Annotated in this window: 12 protein-coding genes; 6 read left to right on the plus strand and 6 right to left on the minus strand. The window is 68.4% G+C overall.

Annotated features, from left to right (window positions below):
- Both ER13_RS05045 and ER13_RS05050 read right to left on the minus strand, forming a co-directional pair.
- Window positions 1-2,033: transglycosylase domain-containing protein (locus ER13_RS05045; RefSeq protein WP_052004884.1), on the minus strand; the 2,033-nt coding region annotated here is incomplete at its 3' end.
- Between the two features lie 106 nt (window positions 2,034-2,139).
- Window positions 2,140-3,105 (minus strand): alpha/beta fold hydrolase, encoded by a 966-nt coding sequence (locus ER13_RS05050; RefSeq protein WP_035307260.1) that lies wholly within the window; start codon window positions 3,103-3,105, stop codon window positions 2,140-2,142.
- A 109-nt stretch (window positions 3,106-3,214) separates the two neighbouring features.
- Between ER13_RS05050 and ER13_RS05055 the strand changes: the two genes are divergently transcribed.
- Window positions 3,215-4,345, plus strand: a complete 1,131-nt coding sequence (locus tag ER13_RS05055; protein ID WP_035307262.1) for an aromatic ring-hydroxylating dioxygenase subunit alpha — start codon at window positions 3,215-3,217, stop codon at window positions 4,343-4,345.
- Between the two features lie 160 nt (window positions 4,346-4,505).
- Here the strand turns inward: ER13_RS05055 and ER13_RS05060 are convergent, their stop codons facing one another.
- Window positions 4,506-5,522: an adenosine kinase gene (locus ER13_RS05060; RefSeq protein WP_008258937.1), complete on the minus strand. Its 1,017-nt coding sequence runs from the start codon at window positions 5,520-5,522 to the stop codon at window positions 4,506-4,508.
- A gap of 92 nt (window positions 5,523-5,614) precedes the next feature.
- Between ER13_RS05060 and ER13_RS05065 the strand changes: the two genes are divergently transcribed.
- On the plus strand, window positions 5,615-6,487 hold the full coding sequence (locus tag ER13_RS05065) for a RimK family alpha-L-glutamate ligase (protein WP_035307266.1): 873 nt from the start codon (window positions 5,615-5,617) through the stop codon (window positions 6,485-6,487).
- Here the strand turns inward: ER13_RS05065 and ER13_RS05070 are convergent.
- Complete coding sequence (locus ER13_RS05070; RefSeq protein WP_035307268.1) at window positions 6,484-7,947, minus strand: methyl-accepting chemotaxis protein; 1,464 nt, start codon at window positions 7,945-7,947, stop codon at window positions 6,484-6,486. The two genes, ER13_RS05065 and ER13_RS05070, sit on opposite strands and share 4 nt — an antisense overlap.
- A gap of 225 nt (window positions 7,948-8,172) precedes the next feature.
- Here ER13_RS05070 and ER13_RS05075 point away from each other — a divergent pair, with 225 nt between their 5' ends.
- A complete protein-coding gene (locus ER13_RS05075; protein ID WP_008260735.1) occupies window positions 8,173-8,619 on the plus strand; it encodes a MarR family winged helix-turn-helix transcriptional regulator in 447 nt (148 codons plus the stop codon).
- Here the strand turns inward: ER13_RS05075 and nth are convergent.
- Together nth and ER13_RS05085 are read right to left on the minus strand one after the other, a co-directional pair.
- Window positions 8,616-9,371: an endonuclease III gene (nth, locus tag ER13_RS05080; protein ID WP_035307271.1), complete on the minus strand. Its 756-nt coding sequence runs from the start codon at window positions 9,369-9,371 to the stop codon at window positions 8,616-8,618. The two genes, ER13_RS05075 and nth, sit on opposite strands and share 4 nt — an antisense overlap.
- The gene (locus ER13_RS05085; protein ID WP_008260421.1) at window positions 9,368-10,669 is read right to left on the minus strand and encodes an NAD(P)/FAD-dependent oxidoreductase; all 1,302 of its coding nucleotides are present in this window, start codon (window positions 10,667-10,669) and stop codon (window positions 9,368-9,370) included. The genes nth and ER13_RS05085 overlap by 4 nt, the downstream gene beginning before the upstream one ends.
- Before the next feature lie 122 nt (window positions 10,670-10,791).
- On the opposite strand from ER13_RS05085, the gene ER13_RS05090 reads away from it, so the two are divergent.
- From ER13_RS05090 to ER13_RS05100, 3 genes are read left to right on the plus strand one after another with little or no spacing between them, the layout of a single operon-like run.
- Entirely contained in the window at window positions 10,792-11,871 is a 1,080-nt protein-coding gene (locus ER13_RS05090; protein ID WP_008259534.1) for an HlyD family secretion protein, read from the plus strand.
- A complete protein-coding gene (locus ER13_RS05095; protein WP_035307274.1) occupies window positions 11,868-13,475 on the plus strand; it encodes a DHA2 family efflux MFS transporter permease subunit in 1,608 nt (535 codons plus the stop codon). Before ER13_RS05090 ends, ER13_RS05095 begins: the two co-directional genes overlap by 4 nt.
- A complete protein-coding gene (locus ER13_RS05100) occupies window positions 13,475-14,104 on the plus strand; it encodes a TetR/AcrR family transcriptional regulator (RefSeq protein WP_035307277.1) in 630 nt (209 codons plus the stop codon). The genes ER13_RS05095 and ER13_RS05100 overlap by 1 nt, the downstream gene beginning before the upstream one ends.
- Window positions 14,105-14,125: the final 21 nt, after the last annotated feature.

The following is a 14,125-nucleotide window of genomic DNA, read 5'->3' on the forward strand; positions in this document are numbered from 1 at the left end:
GGCTGGGGCGAGGTGGGGCGAACGACCGGCGCCCTCGACGTCGGTTGAGACGGCTGCTGGGCCGGCTCTTCCACATAGGGGTCGCCCAGGCTCGGATCGACCGGCTCGACCGGGGCTCCACCTTCGTCCAGACCGCCCTGGCCCAGACCCGACATCAGATCGCCGACGGGATCCGGCGCGGTCCAGCCCTCGGGCATGGGCGGGCCGTCGGGAATGCGGGGGGCGTTCAGGCGCGGCAGGGCCGCCTCCATGAAGCCCTTCCAGATGGCGGCGGGCGACGAGCCGCCGGTCACACCGCGCATGGCGGTGTTGTCGTCCTTGCCCACCCAGACGGCGGTGACGAAGCCGCCGGTGTAGCCGACGAACCAGGCGTCCTTGTAGTCCGAGGTCGTGCCCGACTTGCCCGCCAGATCGCGCCCGGCGATGGCCGCGCTGCGCCCGGTGCCCGAGGTCATGACCCCGCGCAACATCTGGTTCATATAGTACAGCGACGGATTGTTGATCGCCTGTCCGCTCTGGCCGCTGGCCCGCTGATAGATGACCCGGCCCTGGGGGGTGCGGATACGGCTGATGCCATAGGCCTCGACCCGGCGCCCGCCGTTGGCGAAGGCGTCATAGGCGGTGGCCATCTCCAGCGGCGAGACCTCGACGGCGCCCAGGGCCATGGCGGGCTCCAGACCGATGCGGCTCTCGATGCCCAGGCGCCGCGCGGCGCGGGCCACGCTGTCGCGTCCGATCTGGTCGGCGACATAGGCCGCCACCGTATTGGTCGACTGGGCCACGGCCTGGGCCAGGGTCATGTTTCCGCTGAAGGTGTTGGAATAGTTCTTGGGCGACCAGTTGCCGATGGTGATCGGCTGATCGACCACCGGGGTCTGGGGCGTGTAGCCGGCCTCGACCGCCGCCAGATAGACGAAGGGCTTGAAGGCCGAGCCCGCCTGGCGACGCGCCTCGACGGCGCGGTTGAACTGGCTGTCGGCATAGGAGCCGCCGCCGATCATGGCCCGCACCCGGCCGTCGCCGTCCAGGGCGACCAGGGCCGCCTGTTCGACGCCCTTGCGCTCGTCACGATCCAGAATGCGGCGCACCGACCGTTCGGCGGCCGTCTGCAGCGTCAGGTCCAGGGTGGTCTCGACCACCATGTCCTCGGTCGGTTCGCCGACCAGGCCGCGGATCGACTGGTCCAGCCAGTCGATGAAATACTGGGCGTGCTGGGTCGCCAGGGTGCGCGACACGATGATCGGCTGGGTCACGGCCTCCTCGCGCTGGGCGGCGGTGATGACCCCGGCCTCTTCCATCTCGTTCAGCACGACGGTGGCGCGGGTGGCGGCCCGCTCGCTCTCGGACACGGGCGAATAACGCGAGGGCGCCTTCAGCAGCCCGGCCAGAAGCGCGGCCTCGCCGACGGTCAAATCCTTGGCCGACTTGTCGAAATAGCGTTGCGACGCCGCCTCGATCCCATAGGCGCCGGCGCCGAAATAGACCCGGTTCAGATACAGGGCCAGGATCTCCTTCTTGGAGAATTTCATCTCCAGCCACACCGCCAGCATCAGTTCCTGCACCTTGCGGCGCAGGTTCTGGTCGGGCGTCAGGAACAGGTTCTTGGCCAGTTGCTGCGTCAGGGTCGAGCCGCCCTGCACCACCCGGCCGGCGCGCATATTGGTCGCCGCCGCCCGCATCATGCCGATGGGGTCGAAACCGGGGTGGTGATAGAAGCGCCGGTCCTCAATGGCGATAAAGGCCGCCGGCACATAGTCGGGCAGGGCGTCCAGATCGGCAGGCGGCGCCATCTGGGTGCCCCGGGTGGCGATCAGGGCGCCGTTGCGGTCCAGATAGGTGATCGAGGGCTGACGATCGACATTATACAGGCTGGACGTGTCGGGCAGGCCGCGCGCGAACACGGCGAAGAAGACCACCAGGAAGATCAGTCCCCAGACGGCCAGCACCACGCCCCAGTAGAGCGCCTGTTGCAGCCGCGTGCGAGCCGGCTTTGCGCCGCCCTGCTGCCCGCCCCCGAACCCTGGACCCGCCATGACTTTCCTTCAGATGCCGCGCTCAGCGGGATTAAGCTCTACGGACATGTATCGCGTATGAACCGCCGCCGAAACGGCCCCGTCGATATCACGCGACCGTGAGCGGCTATTTCGCCGAAAGAAAGGCGTCCAGTTCGCCGTAGAAGGCCTGGGGCTGGTCCAGCATGATGAAATGGGCGCTGTCGTCGATCCGTTTCAGGGTCACGCCCGGCAGGTTGGCGAAGGACATCTGATAGATGGCGTCGGTGATCTGGGGCGTCATGCGCGGATCGTTGAACTTGACGTACAGCACTTCGGTCGGGGCCGTGATCCTGGTCAGTTCGGGCCGCAGGTCGGTGGTCACCAGCTCGCGGAAGGCGGCGGCCGAGACCTTCTGGTCGCTGGCCCGCATGTCTTCCAGCGCCGCCTCGCGGCGGCTCTCGGTATTGATCATGCCGGTGATGGCCGTCGTCGCCTGGGCGACATAGGCCTCGCGCGGGCTGCCGGCCTGCGCGGCCCAGATCTGGTCCGCGACCGGCGTCACCGCCTCGGCCGTGGTTCCGGGCGGGCCGAACATGGCGCCCATGAAGGGGATCATGTCCACCACCATCAGCTTGCCGACGCTGTCCGGATGGCGCACCGCCAACATCAGGCCGATGGTCCCGCCCATCGAATGGCCGACGACGGCCGGCTTGATCAGCTCCTGCTCGCGGATATAGCGGGCGATCTCCTCGGCGACCGGGGCGGCGACCGGCGTCGGCGTCGCGCCTTGAGCATTGCCCTCGGCCGGGGCGCCCGCGAAACCCTGGACATGGATGCGATGGACGCGCCAGCCGACGCCGTCCTGGGCCGTCAGGTGATCCACCGTCCCCTGCCAGATCTCGGGCGAGGAGCTGAGGCCGGGGATCAGGATGATGTCGCGTCCGTCCATATCCCCGTCCACGCGGACGTGGATGCGGTCGGAGGCGAACTCCGCGTGATGATGACCGTGGCCGACCTCGGGATGGGCCCCATGCCCGTCCTGGGCCCCAGCCGGAGTTTGAACAGCGGTGGCGGCGAACAGCACGGCGGCGAAACCTAAGGCGCGAAACATGGCGAAACTCCCCTGTGAGACGGCCGTTATGCCACCTCTACTTTATCTTGCAAAGTTCTCTATGAGCTCCGGGAGGACAGACCCCGCGTCCCTCTGTTAGAAGGCGCTCATGAAGCCTGTAGACGCTCCCCCCGTCCAGTCCCCTCAAGCCGAAGCCGCCCCCTCAAAGGCGGGCGCCCAGCCCTTCGGCAAGGGATTCGTCGCCGACGCCTGGTACTTCGTCGCCCTGTCCCGCGACGTCGCTCCGGCCGGCTTGAAACGCTACGAGATCATGGGCGAGCCCGTCCTGATCGGCCGCACACGCGCGGGCGCCGTCTATGCGATGCGCGACATCTGCCCCCACCGCGCCGCGCCCCTGTCAGCCGGGAAACTGGTCGAAAAGCCCGGCGAGGGCGAGACCATCGAATGCCCCTATCACGGCTGGCGCTTCCGCCCCGACGGGGTCTGCGCCGCCATTCCGTCCCTGGTCGAGGACCAGGCGTTCGAGGCCAATCGCATCAAGGTGCGCGCCTTTCCGGTGCGCGAGAGCCAGGGCATGGTCTTCGTCTGGATGGCGTCCGACGCCCGCAATCCGATGGAGCCGGACCACGCGCCCCCCGTCTTCCCGGGCGTGGTCGGATCAGGCCCGAAACTGGTCGAGGCGATGGAGTTCGACAGCCATATCGACCACGCTGTCGTCGGCCTGATGGACCCGGCCCACGGGCCGTATGTCCACCAGCAATGGTGGTGGCGGTCCGAACATTCGATGCACGAAAAGGCCAAGGCCTTCGCTCCCGCCGACTTCGGCTGGGCCATGGTGCGTCACACCCCCTCATCCAACAGCCGGCTCTACAGGATCCTGGGCGGCGCCCCGGCGACGGAGATCACCTTCCGCCTGCCCGGCTATCGCTGGGAGCATATCCAGGTCGGGGAGAAACAGGTCCTGGCCCTGACCTGCCTGACCCCGATCAGCGAGACCAGGACCCGCATCACCCAGATCTTCTGGTCGGACCACTGGGTCTTCGACCTGGCCAAGCCCTTCCTGCGCATGGGGGTGGTCGCCTTCCTGAAACAGGACGGCGGCATGGTGAACCTGCAGAACGAAGGCCTGCGCTACGACCCCGCCCTGATCTGGATCGACGACGCCGACAAACAGGCCAAATGGTACCAGCAGCTGAAGCGCGAATGGGCGAAGAGCCGGGCTGAGGGGCGGGAGTTCGTCAACCCGATCCAGCCCACGACGCTGCGGTGGAAGAGCTGAATCCGCTTCCTTCTCCCCTTGCGGGAGAAGGTGGCCCGAAGGGCCGGATGAGGGGTTGTTAGATGTTGGGTCGGACAGGGTCGTCGTGCATCCGCCGACCCCTCATCCGACCTCGCTGCGCTCGGCCACCTTCTCCCGCAAGGGGAGAAGGAAGAATCGCTTACAGCCTCAACCCGGCTTCACCGGCCAGATCGGCCAATTTCACCATCGGCCGCGGCCCCCAGTGGGCGATGACTTCGGACGCCGCCAGCGAGCCCAGCTTGCCGGCCTCTTCCAGCGTCAGGCCGCGCGCGACGCCCAGCAGGAAGCCGGCGGCGTACTGGTCGCCGGCGCCCGTGGTGTCGATCACCTTGGCGACCGGATAGGCGGCGACCGTCACCCGCTCGTCGCCGGCGATCACCACCGAGCCGTGCTCGCCACGCGTCACGGCGGCGATCTCGACGATGGCGGCCAGTTTCGCGGCGGCGGCGTCAAAATCTTCGGTTTCGAACAGGGCGGCCAGTTCGGCTTCGTTGGCCAGGACGATGTCGGCCGACTGTTCGATGAAGCTCAGCAGTTCGGCCCGCCAGCGGGCGACGACGAAGGTGTCCGACAGGGTGATGGCCACCTTGCGGCCGGCCTTGTGCGCGGCGGCGGCGGCGCGTTCGAAGGCGGCGCGGGCCGGGGCCGGGTCGAACAGATAGCCTTCCAGATAGACGATCTGGCTGGCCCCGATCAGGGCCTCGTCGATGTCGTCGGCGTACAGCTGGTTGGCGGCGCCCAGGAAGGTCGCCATGGTCCGCGCCCCGTCCGACAGGACGTTGATCAGGCAACGGCCGGTGCCGAAGCCGTTGTCCGCCCCGCCGTTCAGGACCGGGGTGTCGAAGTGGACGCCGGCGGCGCGGATGTCGTGGCTGAACACCTCGCCCAGGACATCATCGGCCACCTTGCCGATATAGGCCGCCCGGCCGCCGAACGAGCCGACGCCCGCCACGGTGTTGCCGGCCGATCCGCCCGAGGCCTCGACCCCCGGCGCCATGGCGTCATACAGGGCGGCGCTGCGTTCGGCGTCGACCAGCTGCATCGAGTTGGGGGCCAGGTCCTGGGCCGTCAGGAAGGCGGCGTCACAGGGGCTGAGCACGTCGACGATGGCGTTGCCGACAGCGCAGACGTCATATTGGGCGGTGTTCTGGGTCATGGTCGCGCCTTAGCGGTTGAAGGCCCGCACGTCACCCGAAAACATATAAGGAAGCCCTTATATGCGTCGGCGGGTTGCGATACGGAGGCGTCATGACCCAGATCGCCGTCCTGACCCCCGATCCGACCGACAAATCCTACATCGGCCGCTGGCCCGAGGTGCTGACAAGGCTGACGGCGACGCTGGAAGGGACCGGCGCGACGGTTACGGCGACGCCCTGGACCGATCATGTCGAGGACGCCTCGGCTCTGGCCGCCTATGACCTGATCCTGCCGGTCATCGCCTGGGGCTATCACCGCGACCATGCCCGCTGGCTGAAGGCCTGCGTGACCTGGACCGAAGCGGGCCTGCCGGTCGCCAATTCGGCCTCGGTGCTGGGCTGGAACTCGGACAAGACCTATCTGGCGCGACTGGTCGACAAGGGCGTGCCCATTCCGCCGACGCGGTCGAGCGAGGCGATCACTCAGGACCAGGTGGATGCGGCCTTTGCGGAAACTGGAGCCCCGGTGCTGATCGTCAAGCCGACCGTCTCGGCCGGAGCCTTCCGCACCCTGCGTCTCACGCCCGGCCAGCCTCTGACCGATGCCCCGCAAGGCCCGGCCATGATCCAGCCCTATCTGAAATCCATCGAGACCGACGGCGAGACATCGCTGCTCTTCTTCGGCGGCCGGTTCAGTCATGCGGTCAACAAGCGGCCGGTTCCCGGCGACTTCCGCATCCAGATGCAGTTCGGCGGCCTCTACACGGCTGTGACGCCCGACGCGGCGGCCATGGCCCTGGCCGAACGCGTGCTGGCCGCCATTGACGACCCCCTGCTCTACGCCCGCATCGATCTGGCGCGCGACGACGCCGGGCGCTGGGTGCTGATGGAGGCGGAACTGATCGAGCCCGACTTCTATCTGGACCATGATCCGGCCGACGGCGCCGGCTTCGCCCGCGCCGTCAGCGAACGGCTGGGCGGCTAGAAGCCCGCCTGACGCGAGCGGGCCGGCGCCCGATCGGCCGCAAAGGCCGCGATCCGGGCGTGGGCGTCACGAATCGGGGCCGGGGCGCGGTCGGCGCCGCCTTCGCTGACCTGGAACCGTCCGACCAGTTGCGTCAGGTCCGACGCCTCGCGGCTCAGGCTCAGGCTGGCGGCGGTCGATTCCTCGACCATCGCGGCGTTTTGCTGGGTGACCTGGTCCATCTCGTTCACGGCCGTATTGACCTCGGCTAGGGCCAGGGCCTGTTCCTGGGTCGAGGCGCGAATCTCGCCCATCAGATGGGTGATGTCGTTGATGCGCACGGCGATGGCCGACAGGGCCTCGCCGGATTCGCGGACCAGCACGACCCCGCTCTTGACCTGGGTGCTGCTGGTCGAGATCAGGGTCTTGATCTCCCGCGCCGAGTCCGCCGACCGCTGGGCCAGGGCCCGAACTTCGGAGGCCACCACGGCAAAGCCGCGACCGGCTTCGCCCGCGCGCGCCGCCTCGACCCCGGCGTTCAGGGCCAGAAGGTTGGTCTGGAAGGCGATTTCATCGATGACGCCGATGATCTGGCCGATCTGATCGGAGGATTTCTCGATCTCGCCCATGGCTGTGATGGCGCGCTGGACGACGGCGCCGCCAGTCTCGGCCTGGCTGCGGGTCTGGCCCACGACCACATCCGCAGCCTGAGCGTTCTCAGCCGCCTTGCGGACGGTGGCGGTGATCTCGTCCAGGGCGGCGGCGGTCTGCTCCAGACCGGCGGCCTGACGTTCGGTGCGACGCGACAGATCCTCGGCTGCGCTGCTGATTTCATTGGCGCCCGACTGCATGGACCCCGCGTTGCCGCGGATGACGGCGACCGCCTCATCCAGGGCCGCCATGGCGCGGTTGAAGTCCTCGCGCAGAATGGCGTAGTCGCCGGGGAAGGCCTCGCCGATCCGATACGACAGGTCGCCGGCCGCCATGGCCGACAGGCCGCGCCCCGTGGCCTGGACGACGGAAGCCTGAACTTCGGCCGCCACGCGATCAGCCTCGGCGCGGCGCTCGCGCTCGACCTCCGCAGCCGTGACGTCGGTCGCGAACTTGACGACCTTGTAGGGTTTGCCGTCAGCGCCGAAGATCGGGTTGTAACTGGCCTCGATCACTGCACGGGCGCCGCCCTTGCCATAGCGGATGAACTTGTCTGCGATGAACTCGCCCGCGTTCAGCCGACGCCAGAAGTCCGTGTAGGCGGGCGAGGCGGCCTCGGCGGGGTCCATCAGCATGCGGTGATGGCGGCCCTTAACCTCGGCCAGCTCATAGCCGATCACCGCGAGGAAGTTCGGATTGGCCGAGATGATGGTGCCGTCCAGCTCGAACTCGATCACGGCCTGCGACCGCTGAACCGCCGCCATCATGCTGCGCAGCTCGGCGGTCTCCGCCGCATCGGGGGAGGGGCGGGGCTGGAAGAAGGATTTCATGACGGACGTTCTACGCGAGCAGTTGATGTCCTGAATCGTGACATCAATTCGTTACGACGCGGCGCCCATGTATTTAGCCTCGACAAGCATCCAAATAGTGCATCCACTCGTATTTGGAATAAGCGCGGCAAATCACGATAGGCGATCATTCAACCCTGAATATCGCAATCCAAGGACCTGCCATTGTTACAGTTGCTTTCTACAGCATTATCGCCCCGCCAAGTTTTGCAACTGAAAATCGCTTTCGCCATCACCTTGGCGGCCCGGCGTTTCCAGACCGTAGCCGCCGAAGCCCGGCAGGCCTGCGGCCAGGAGGCGGCGCGGACCAGTCTGCTCTATTTCCTGGAGGGATCTCCCAGAGGCCTGACCCAGACGGAATTGGCGAGCCGTCTGGAGATCTCCGGCCCCAGCCTGACCCGGCAACTCGACAAGCTCGAGAGGCTGGGCTTCGTCAGCCGGCGCCGCATGATTGGCGACGGCCGGGTGCGTCTGATCATGATCGAGCCGGCCGGTCGCGAAGCCTTGCTGGAGTTGGACGTCCACGCCTCCGAAATGCGCGACCGCATATTCGGGGATATTCCACAGGCGGATCTGGAAACAGCCCAGCGCGTGCTGGATAAACTGGCGGCGCGTCTGGCCGTCCATCCAGGCCTGGCCGCGAAACCGTCCTAGCCCGCCTCGCCCAGCGCCATCAGCCCCGCCCGCGACGGGCACAGGTCGGCGATGACGCAAGACAGGCATTTCGGTTTCCGCGCCGTGCAGGTGTAGCGTCCGTGCAGGATCAGCCAGTGGTGCGCCTTGGGCAGCCACTGCTCCGGCACGACCTTGAACAGCTGGGCCTCCACCTTGTCCGGCGTGCCCGCATTGGCCAGGCCCAGCCGGTGCGAGACGCGGAAGACATGGGTGTCCACCGCGATGGCGGCCTCGATCCCCAGTTCGTTCAGCACCACCGACGCCGTCTTTCGCCCCACGCCCGGCAGGGCCTGGAGATCGGCCCGGTTCAGCGGAACCTCGCCGCCGTGTTGCTCCAGCACCAGGCGGGACAGGGCGATCACATTGCGGGCCTTGCCGCGATACAGGCCGATGGAGGCGATGTAGGGGATCAGCCCCTCCTCCCCCAGGGCCAGCATCTTCTGCGGCGTGTCCGCCACCCGGAACAGCCGCTCGGTCGCCTTGTTGACCGACACGTCCGTCGCCTGGGCCGACAGGGCCACGGCGACCACTAGGGTGAAGGGGTTGGAGAAGTTCAGCTCGGTCTTCGGCTCGGGCATGACGCCGGACAGACGCTCGAAAATGGCCTCGACCCGGTCCTCGTCCGGCGGCCAGCGCAGCACCGGAACGGACGCGCCGGTCATGACCGCCGGGCGTTTCGGACCGGGGATCTTGGACTTGGCGACAGGTTTTCGGGCCTTGGGCGGCGTCATGCCTCGCTGTCGCCGTCGTCGCGACGCGGGTCAAGACCCAGGCTGGTCAGGGCCGCATCCGCCGCCCGTTCGCCCTCCATCCAGGCGCCGTGGGCCGTGCCGTAATAGACCGGGGCCGTGGCTTCGCCCGCCAGGAAGATCCGATCCTCGACCGCCGTCCGCAACTTCGCCCGATCCCCCGCATGGCCCGGCAGGGCGTGGGAATAGGCGCCGCGCGACCAGGGATCGACGCCCCAGTTCGACACGGCCACGGCCTCCAACCGCCGCCGCAGGTTCGACCCCAGGGCCGCCACCAGTTCGGACACGGCGAAATCGACCAGGGCGGCGGGGCCTTGCGCCTCCAGCCCCCAGGCCAGGTCGGCGCCGAAATAGGCCTCGATCATCGGCCGCCCGAACGGCCGCAGGTGATAGCCGCAGGTCTCGGCCGTATCGATCCGGGTCCACAACTGGGTGTCAGGCTGGAAATCGCCCGCGCCCCGCACCGTCATATGCACCTTGGACGCCAGCCCCAGAGGCACGCCCGCCGTCGCCTCCAGCCAGGCCGGAACGGGCGGATCGATCCGCACCGCCTCGGTGGCGATCAGACTGTTGGGAACCGTCAGGATCACCACCCGCGCCGTCAGCTCGCCCCTGCTGGTCTCCAGCCGCAGCAGGGGGCCGGACCGGTCGATCCGGCGCACGGCGCAGTCGCGCACCACGACGTCGGACACCGCCTCGCCCAGACGGGCGATCAGCCGGCCATAACCTTCGCGCACCCGCCAGTTCACCCCGGTGTCGCCATAGGCGTCGTAATCCAGGCTGGACACCTCGGCGAACCGCGCCCCGTTCAGGGCGCCCGAGATAGCGTCCATCCGGGCGTTCCAGCGGCAGTCCGGGTCGAAGAAGTCGGACGCGGGCCGGTCTTCGCCCCGCCCGGCCGCTTCCGTCACACGCTGGTCGAAGGCGGCGAAGGCCTCGCCGAACTCAGCCTGCTCGGCCCGCGAGATCTCGTGGTCGAAGGCCTGGGTCCGCCACGGCGGCGGCGTCTGGTCCAGCGTCAGCCCTTCGGCCTCGACCCGCCCGGCCAGGACATTGTCGTCGGCCGAGTGCAGCCAGCCGCAGCCCATGTCCAGCCCCTCGCCCTCGACCCGCGCCGTCCAGGCGCGCCCGCCCATCCGGTCGCGGGCTTCCAGCACCAGAACCGACAGGCCGGGCCGCATCAGCCGGCGTGCGGCGGCGATCCCGGCCGCGCCCGCGCCGATCACGACGACATCGACCTGGGACGGCAGCGGATTGGAGGCTCGGGCGCGGTCGCTCATGGGCCGAGGACATACACGAAAACAGGCTTTGATCGGCCTCTTCGCGATTGGACATTGATTTTTGGACGGCGACGTCCATTTTAGCCCCGTTTCAAAACGCCGCACCCTCCCCCGGATGTCCCATGTCGCCTGAACTGAAGAAACGCCTGCCGCTGTTCGCCGCGGTCCTCGTCGGCCTCGCCCTGGTCGCGGGCGGGATCGTCTGGTGGATGAACGGCCAGAGGTGGGAAAGCACCGACAACGCCTTCGTCCAGGCCGACACCACCCTGATCAGCCCGCAACTGGCCGGCCGCGTGACCGAGGTTCTGGTCGGCGACAACCAGCGGGTCGAGGCCGGGCAGGTCCTGGTCAAGCTGGACGACGGCGATCAGCGCGCCGAACTGGCCCGCGCCGAGGCCAATCTCCAGGCCGCGCTCGCCGCCGTCGGCAATGTCGACGCCCAGGCCGAGCAGGAGAAGGCCGCCATCGCCGCCCGCGCCGCCGCCGTGACCCAGGCCCGCGCTCAGGCCGGCCTGGCCCGCGCCGAGGTGGATCGTTACGGCAAACTGGCCCAGCAGGGCTGGGTCTCGCAGCAGCGGATTCAGACCGAACGCGCCGGCGCCGCCACCGCCGACGCCAGCGTGCAACAGGCCCAGGCCGCCCTGGTCGCCGAACAGCGCACCGCCGGGGTGCTGGGCTCGACGCGCGAACAGAGCGTCGCCGCCGTCGAACAGGCCCGCGCCGTGGTCGAAACCGCCCGCATCGCCCTGGAACGCACCGTCATCCGCGCCCCCATCGCCGGCGTCGTCGGCGCCCGCAGCGTCCGGCCCGGCCAATACGTCAACGCCGGGACCCAGCTGCTGTCCATCGTGCCCCTGACCCAGACCTATATCGTCGCCAACTTCAAGGAGACCCAGCTGGACCGGATGCGACTGGGCCAGACGGTCGAGATTTCCGCCGACGCCTTCCCCGGCCGCAAGATCGAGGGCCGGATCGACAGTTTTGCCCCCGCCACCGGGTCCGAATTCGCCCTGATCCCGGTCGAGAACGCCACCGGCAACTTCACCAAGATCACCCAGCGGGTGCCCGTGCGGATCGTCGTCAGCGGCGCCGACCGCAGCCTGGCCCTGCGTCCCGGCCTGTCGGTTGACGTCAAGGTCGATCTGAAGAGCCAGGGCGGCCAGAGCTTCGCCGAGGCCTCCATCGGGACGCCTCGCCCGTGACCACCGCCAACCCGGCTGCGGCTGGGGGCGGGGTCACGCCGCAGAGCCCCGTCGCCGGCCATCCCGAGATCAACTGGACCATGCTGCTGCTCGGCTTCGCCGGCATGGTGGTGGGCCAGTTCATGGCCATTCTGGACATCCAGATCGTCGCGGCCTCCCTGCCCCAGATCCAGGCCGGCGTCGGCGCCTCGGCGGACGAGATCAGCTGGATCCAGACCGCCTATCTGATCCCCGAGGTGGTGATGATCCCCCTGTCCGGCTTCCTGTCGCGGCTATGGGGCACCCAGCGGCTGTTCCTGGCCTCGTGCGCCGGCTTCGTCCTGATGAGCATCGCCACGGGCCTGTCGACCTCCATCGACATGATGATCCTGTTCCGGACCATCCAGGGCTTCGTCGGCGGGGCCATGATCCCGACCGTCTTCGCCGTGGCCTTCACCGCCTTCCCGCCGGACAAGCGGGTCACGGCCAGCGTGGTCATGGGCCTGATCGTCACCCTGGCCCCGACCGTCGGCCCGACCCTGGGCGGACACCTGACCGAATGGCTCAGCTGGCGCTGGCTCTTCTTCATCAATGTGGCGCCGGGCCTGCTGGTCCTCTTCCTGGTCGGCCGCTACGGAAACTTCGACAAGGGCGACCCGTCCCTGGCCAAGGGCTTCGACTGGTGGGGCCTGGGCTTCATGGCCGTCTTCCTGATGAGCATGCAGTATGTGCTGGAGGAGGGCGCCAGGAACGACTGGTTCGACGACACATCCATCCTGCTGCTGGCGGTGGTCGCGGCCGTGGCGGGGCCGGTCTTCGTCTGGCGCTCGCTCACCTATCGCCAGCCGATCGTCGAGTTGCGCGCCTTCACCAACCGCAACTTCCTGGTCGGCTTCATCATGACCTTCACGGTGGGATTCGCCCTGTTCGGCGGCACCTTCCTGCTGCCGCTGTTCCTGGGCCGGGTGCGTGATTATTCGTCGGCCGAGGTGGGCACCACCATGGTGGTTTCCGGCCTGGCCATGTTCGCCACCGCCCCCTTCGCCGGGCGGCTGGTGCGCAAGATGGACGCCCGCATCCTGATGTTCGGCGGCTTCATGATGTGCGCCTGGGGCATGTGGGAGGCGCGGCTGGTCACGGACGAATGGGGCTTCTGGCAGTTCGCCTCGGTCCAGGCCTTCCGGGGCGTCGGCGTCATGCTGGCGATGATCGCCTCGCAGCAGGTGACGATGGCCACCCTGCCGCCGCACATGGTCAAGAACGCCTCGGGACTGGTGAACCTGTCGCGCAACGTCGGCGGGGCCTTCGGCCTGGCGATCCTGAACACCGGCCTGACCACCAATACCGCTGTCCATATCGGCGAGCTGACCAGCGGCATCGCCCAGGGCGACCAGGCGATGCGTCAGATGATGGCCGGCATGGCCCAGAGGTTCGCGGGCACCATCGACCCGGCCGCCTCTGCGATGAAGGCCGTCTATGGAATTCTGCAGAAACAGGCCACGACCATGGCCTTCGGCGACGCCTTCGCCCTGCTGGGCATCATGTGCGCCGGCGCCGCCTTCGTCACCCTGCTGGCCCAGCCGGTCAAGGCCCAACCGGGCGCGCCCCCGTCGGACGCCCACTGATGGCCCGCCGCCGGGGTCAGGTCGACGAGAAGAAGAGCGAGGCCATCCTCGACGCCGCCGCGACCCTGTTCGCGGACAAGGGCCTGGCGGTGTCGATGGACGAAATCGCCCGCGTCGCCGGCGTCTCCAAACAGACGGTCTACAACCGCTTCGCCTCCAAGCTGGAGATCGCCCGGGCCATGGCGGGCCAGAGGTCCGACGCCATCGTCGCCCCGCTGAAGACGGCCGGCGCCCCGGTCGAGGTGCTGGAGGCCCTGGCCCTGCTCCTGCTGGAACGAATCTGCCACCCGGACAAGGTCGGCTCGATGCGCGGCGTGGTGCTGATGTCGACCGAAGCTCCCGAGATCGCCCAGGCCGTCTATGAGGCCGGGCCCCTGCGCAGCCTGAAACTGCTGTCGGCCTGGCTGGCGGACCAGACGCGCGCGGGCCGGCTGAACGTGCCCGACCCCGACGGGGCGGCCGAGATGTTCTCGGGCCTGGTCCTGGGCCACGGCCATCTGCGGGCCATGCTGAACGTGCCCCAGATCGACGCCGACCACCGCCTCCGCCGCGCCCGCGAGGCCGCACGGGTCTTCGTCGCGGCCTATGCGCCGACCGCCTATGCGCCTGGCCAGGATCGCGCTAGTTGAGACCCGCCGCGTAGAGGAGTT

The sequence above is a fragment of the Brevundimonas sp. EAKA genome (genome assembly GCF_000698025.1).
Lineage (GTDB): Bacteria > Pseudomonadota > Alphaproteobacteria > Caulobacterales > Caulobacteraceae > Brevundimonas > Brevundimonas mediterranea_A.

Excerpts from the sequence above, each read along its gene's own strand:
- ER13_RS05050 (WP_035307260.1), bottom strand. The coding sequence starts at position 3,105 with ATGTTTCGCGCCTTAGGTTTCGCCGCCGTGCTGTTCGCCGCCACCGCT.
- ER13_RS05055 (WP_035307262.1), top strand. The coding sequence starts at position 3,215 with ATGAAGCCTGTAGACGCTCCCCCCGTCCAGTCCCCTCAAGCCGAAGCC.
- ER13_RS05060 (WP_008258937.1), bottom strand. The coding sequence starts at position 5,522 with ATGACCCAGAACACCGCCCAATATGACGTCTGCGCTGTCGGCAACGCC.
- ER13_RS05065 (WP_035307266.1), top strand. The coding sequence starts at position 5,615 with ATGACCCAGATCGCCGTCCTGACCCCCGATCCGACCGACAAATCCTAC.
- ER13_RS05070 (WP_035307268.1), bottom strand. The coding sequence starts at position 7,947 with ATGAAATCCTTCTTCCAGCCCCGCCCCTCCCCCGATGCGGCGGAGACC.
- nth (WP_035307271.1), bottom strand. The coding sequence starts at position 9,371 with ATGACGCCGCCCAAGGCCCGAAAACCTGTCGCCAAGTCCAAGATCCCC.
- ER13_RS05085 (WP_008260421.1), bottom strand. The coding sequence starts at position 10,669 with ATGAGCGACCGCGCCCGAGCCTCCAATCCGCTGCCGTCCCAGGTCGAT.
- ER13_RS05090 (WP_008259534.1), top strand. The coding sequence starts at position 10,792 with ATGTCGCCTGAACTGAAGAAACGCCTGCCGCTGTTCGCCGCGGTCCTC.
- ER13_RS05100 (WP_035307277.1), top strand. The coding sequence starts at position 13,475 with ATGGCCCGCCGCCGGGGTCAGGTCGACGAGAAGAAGAGCGAGGCCATC.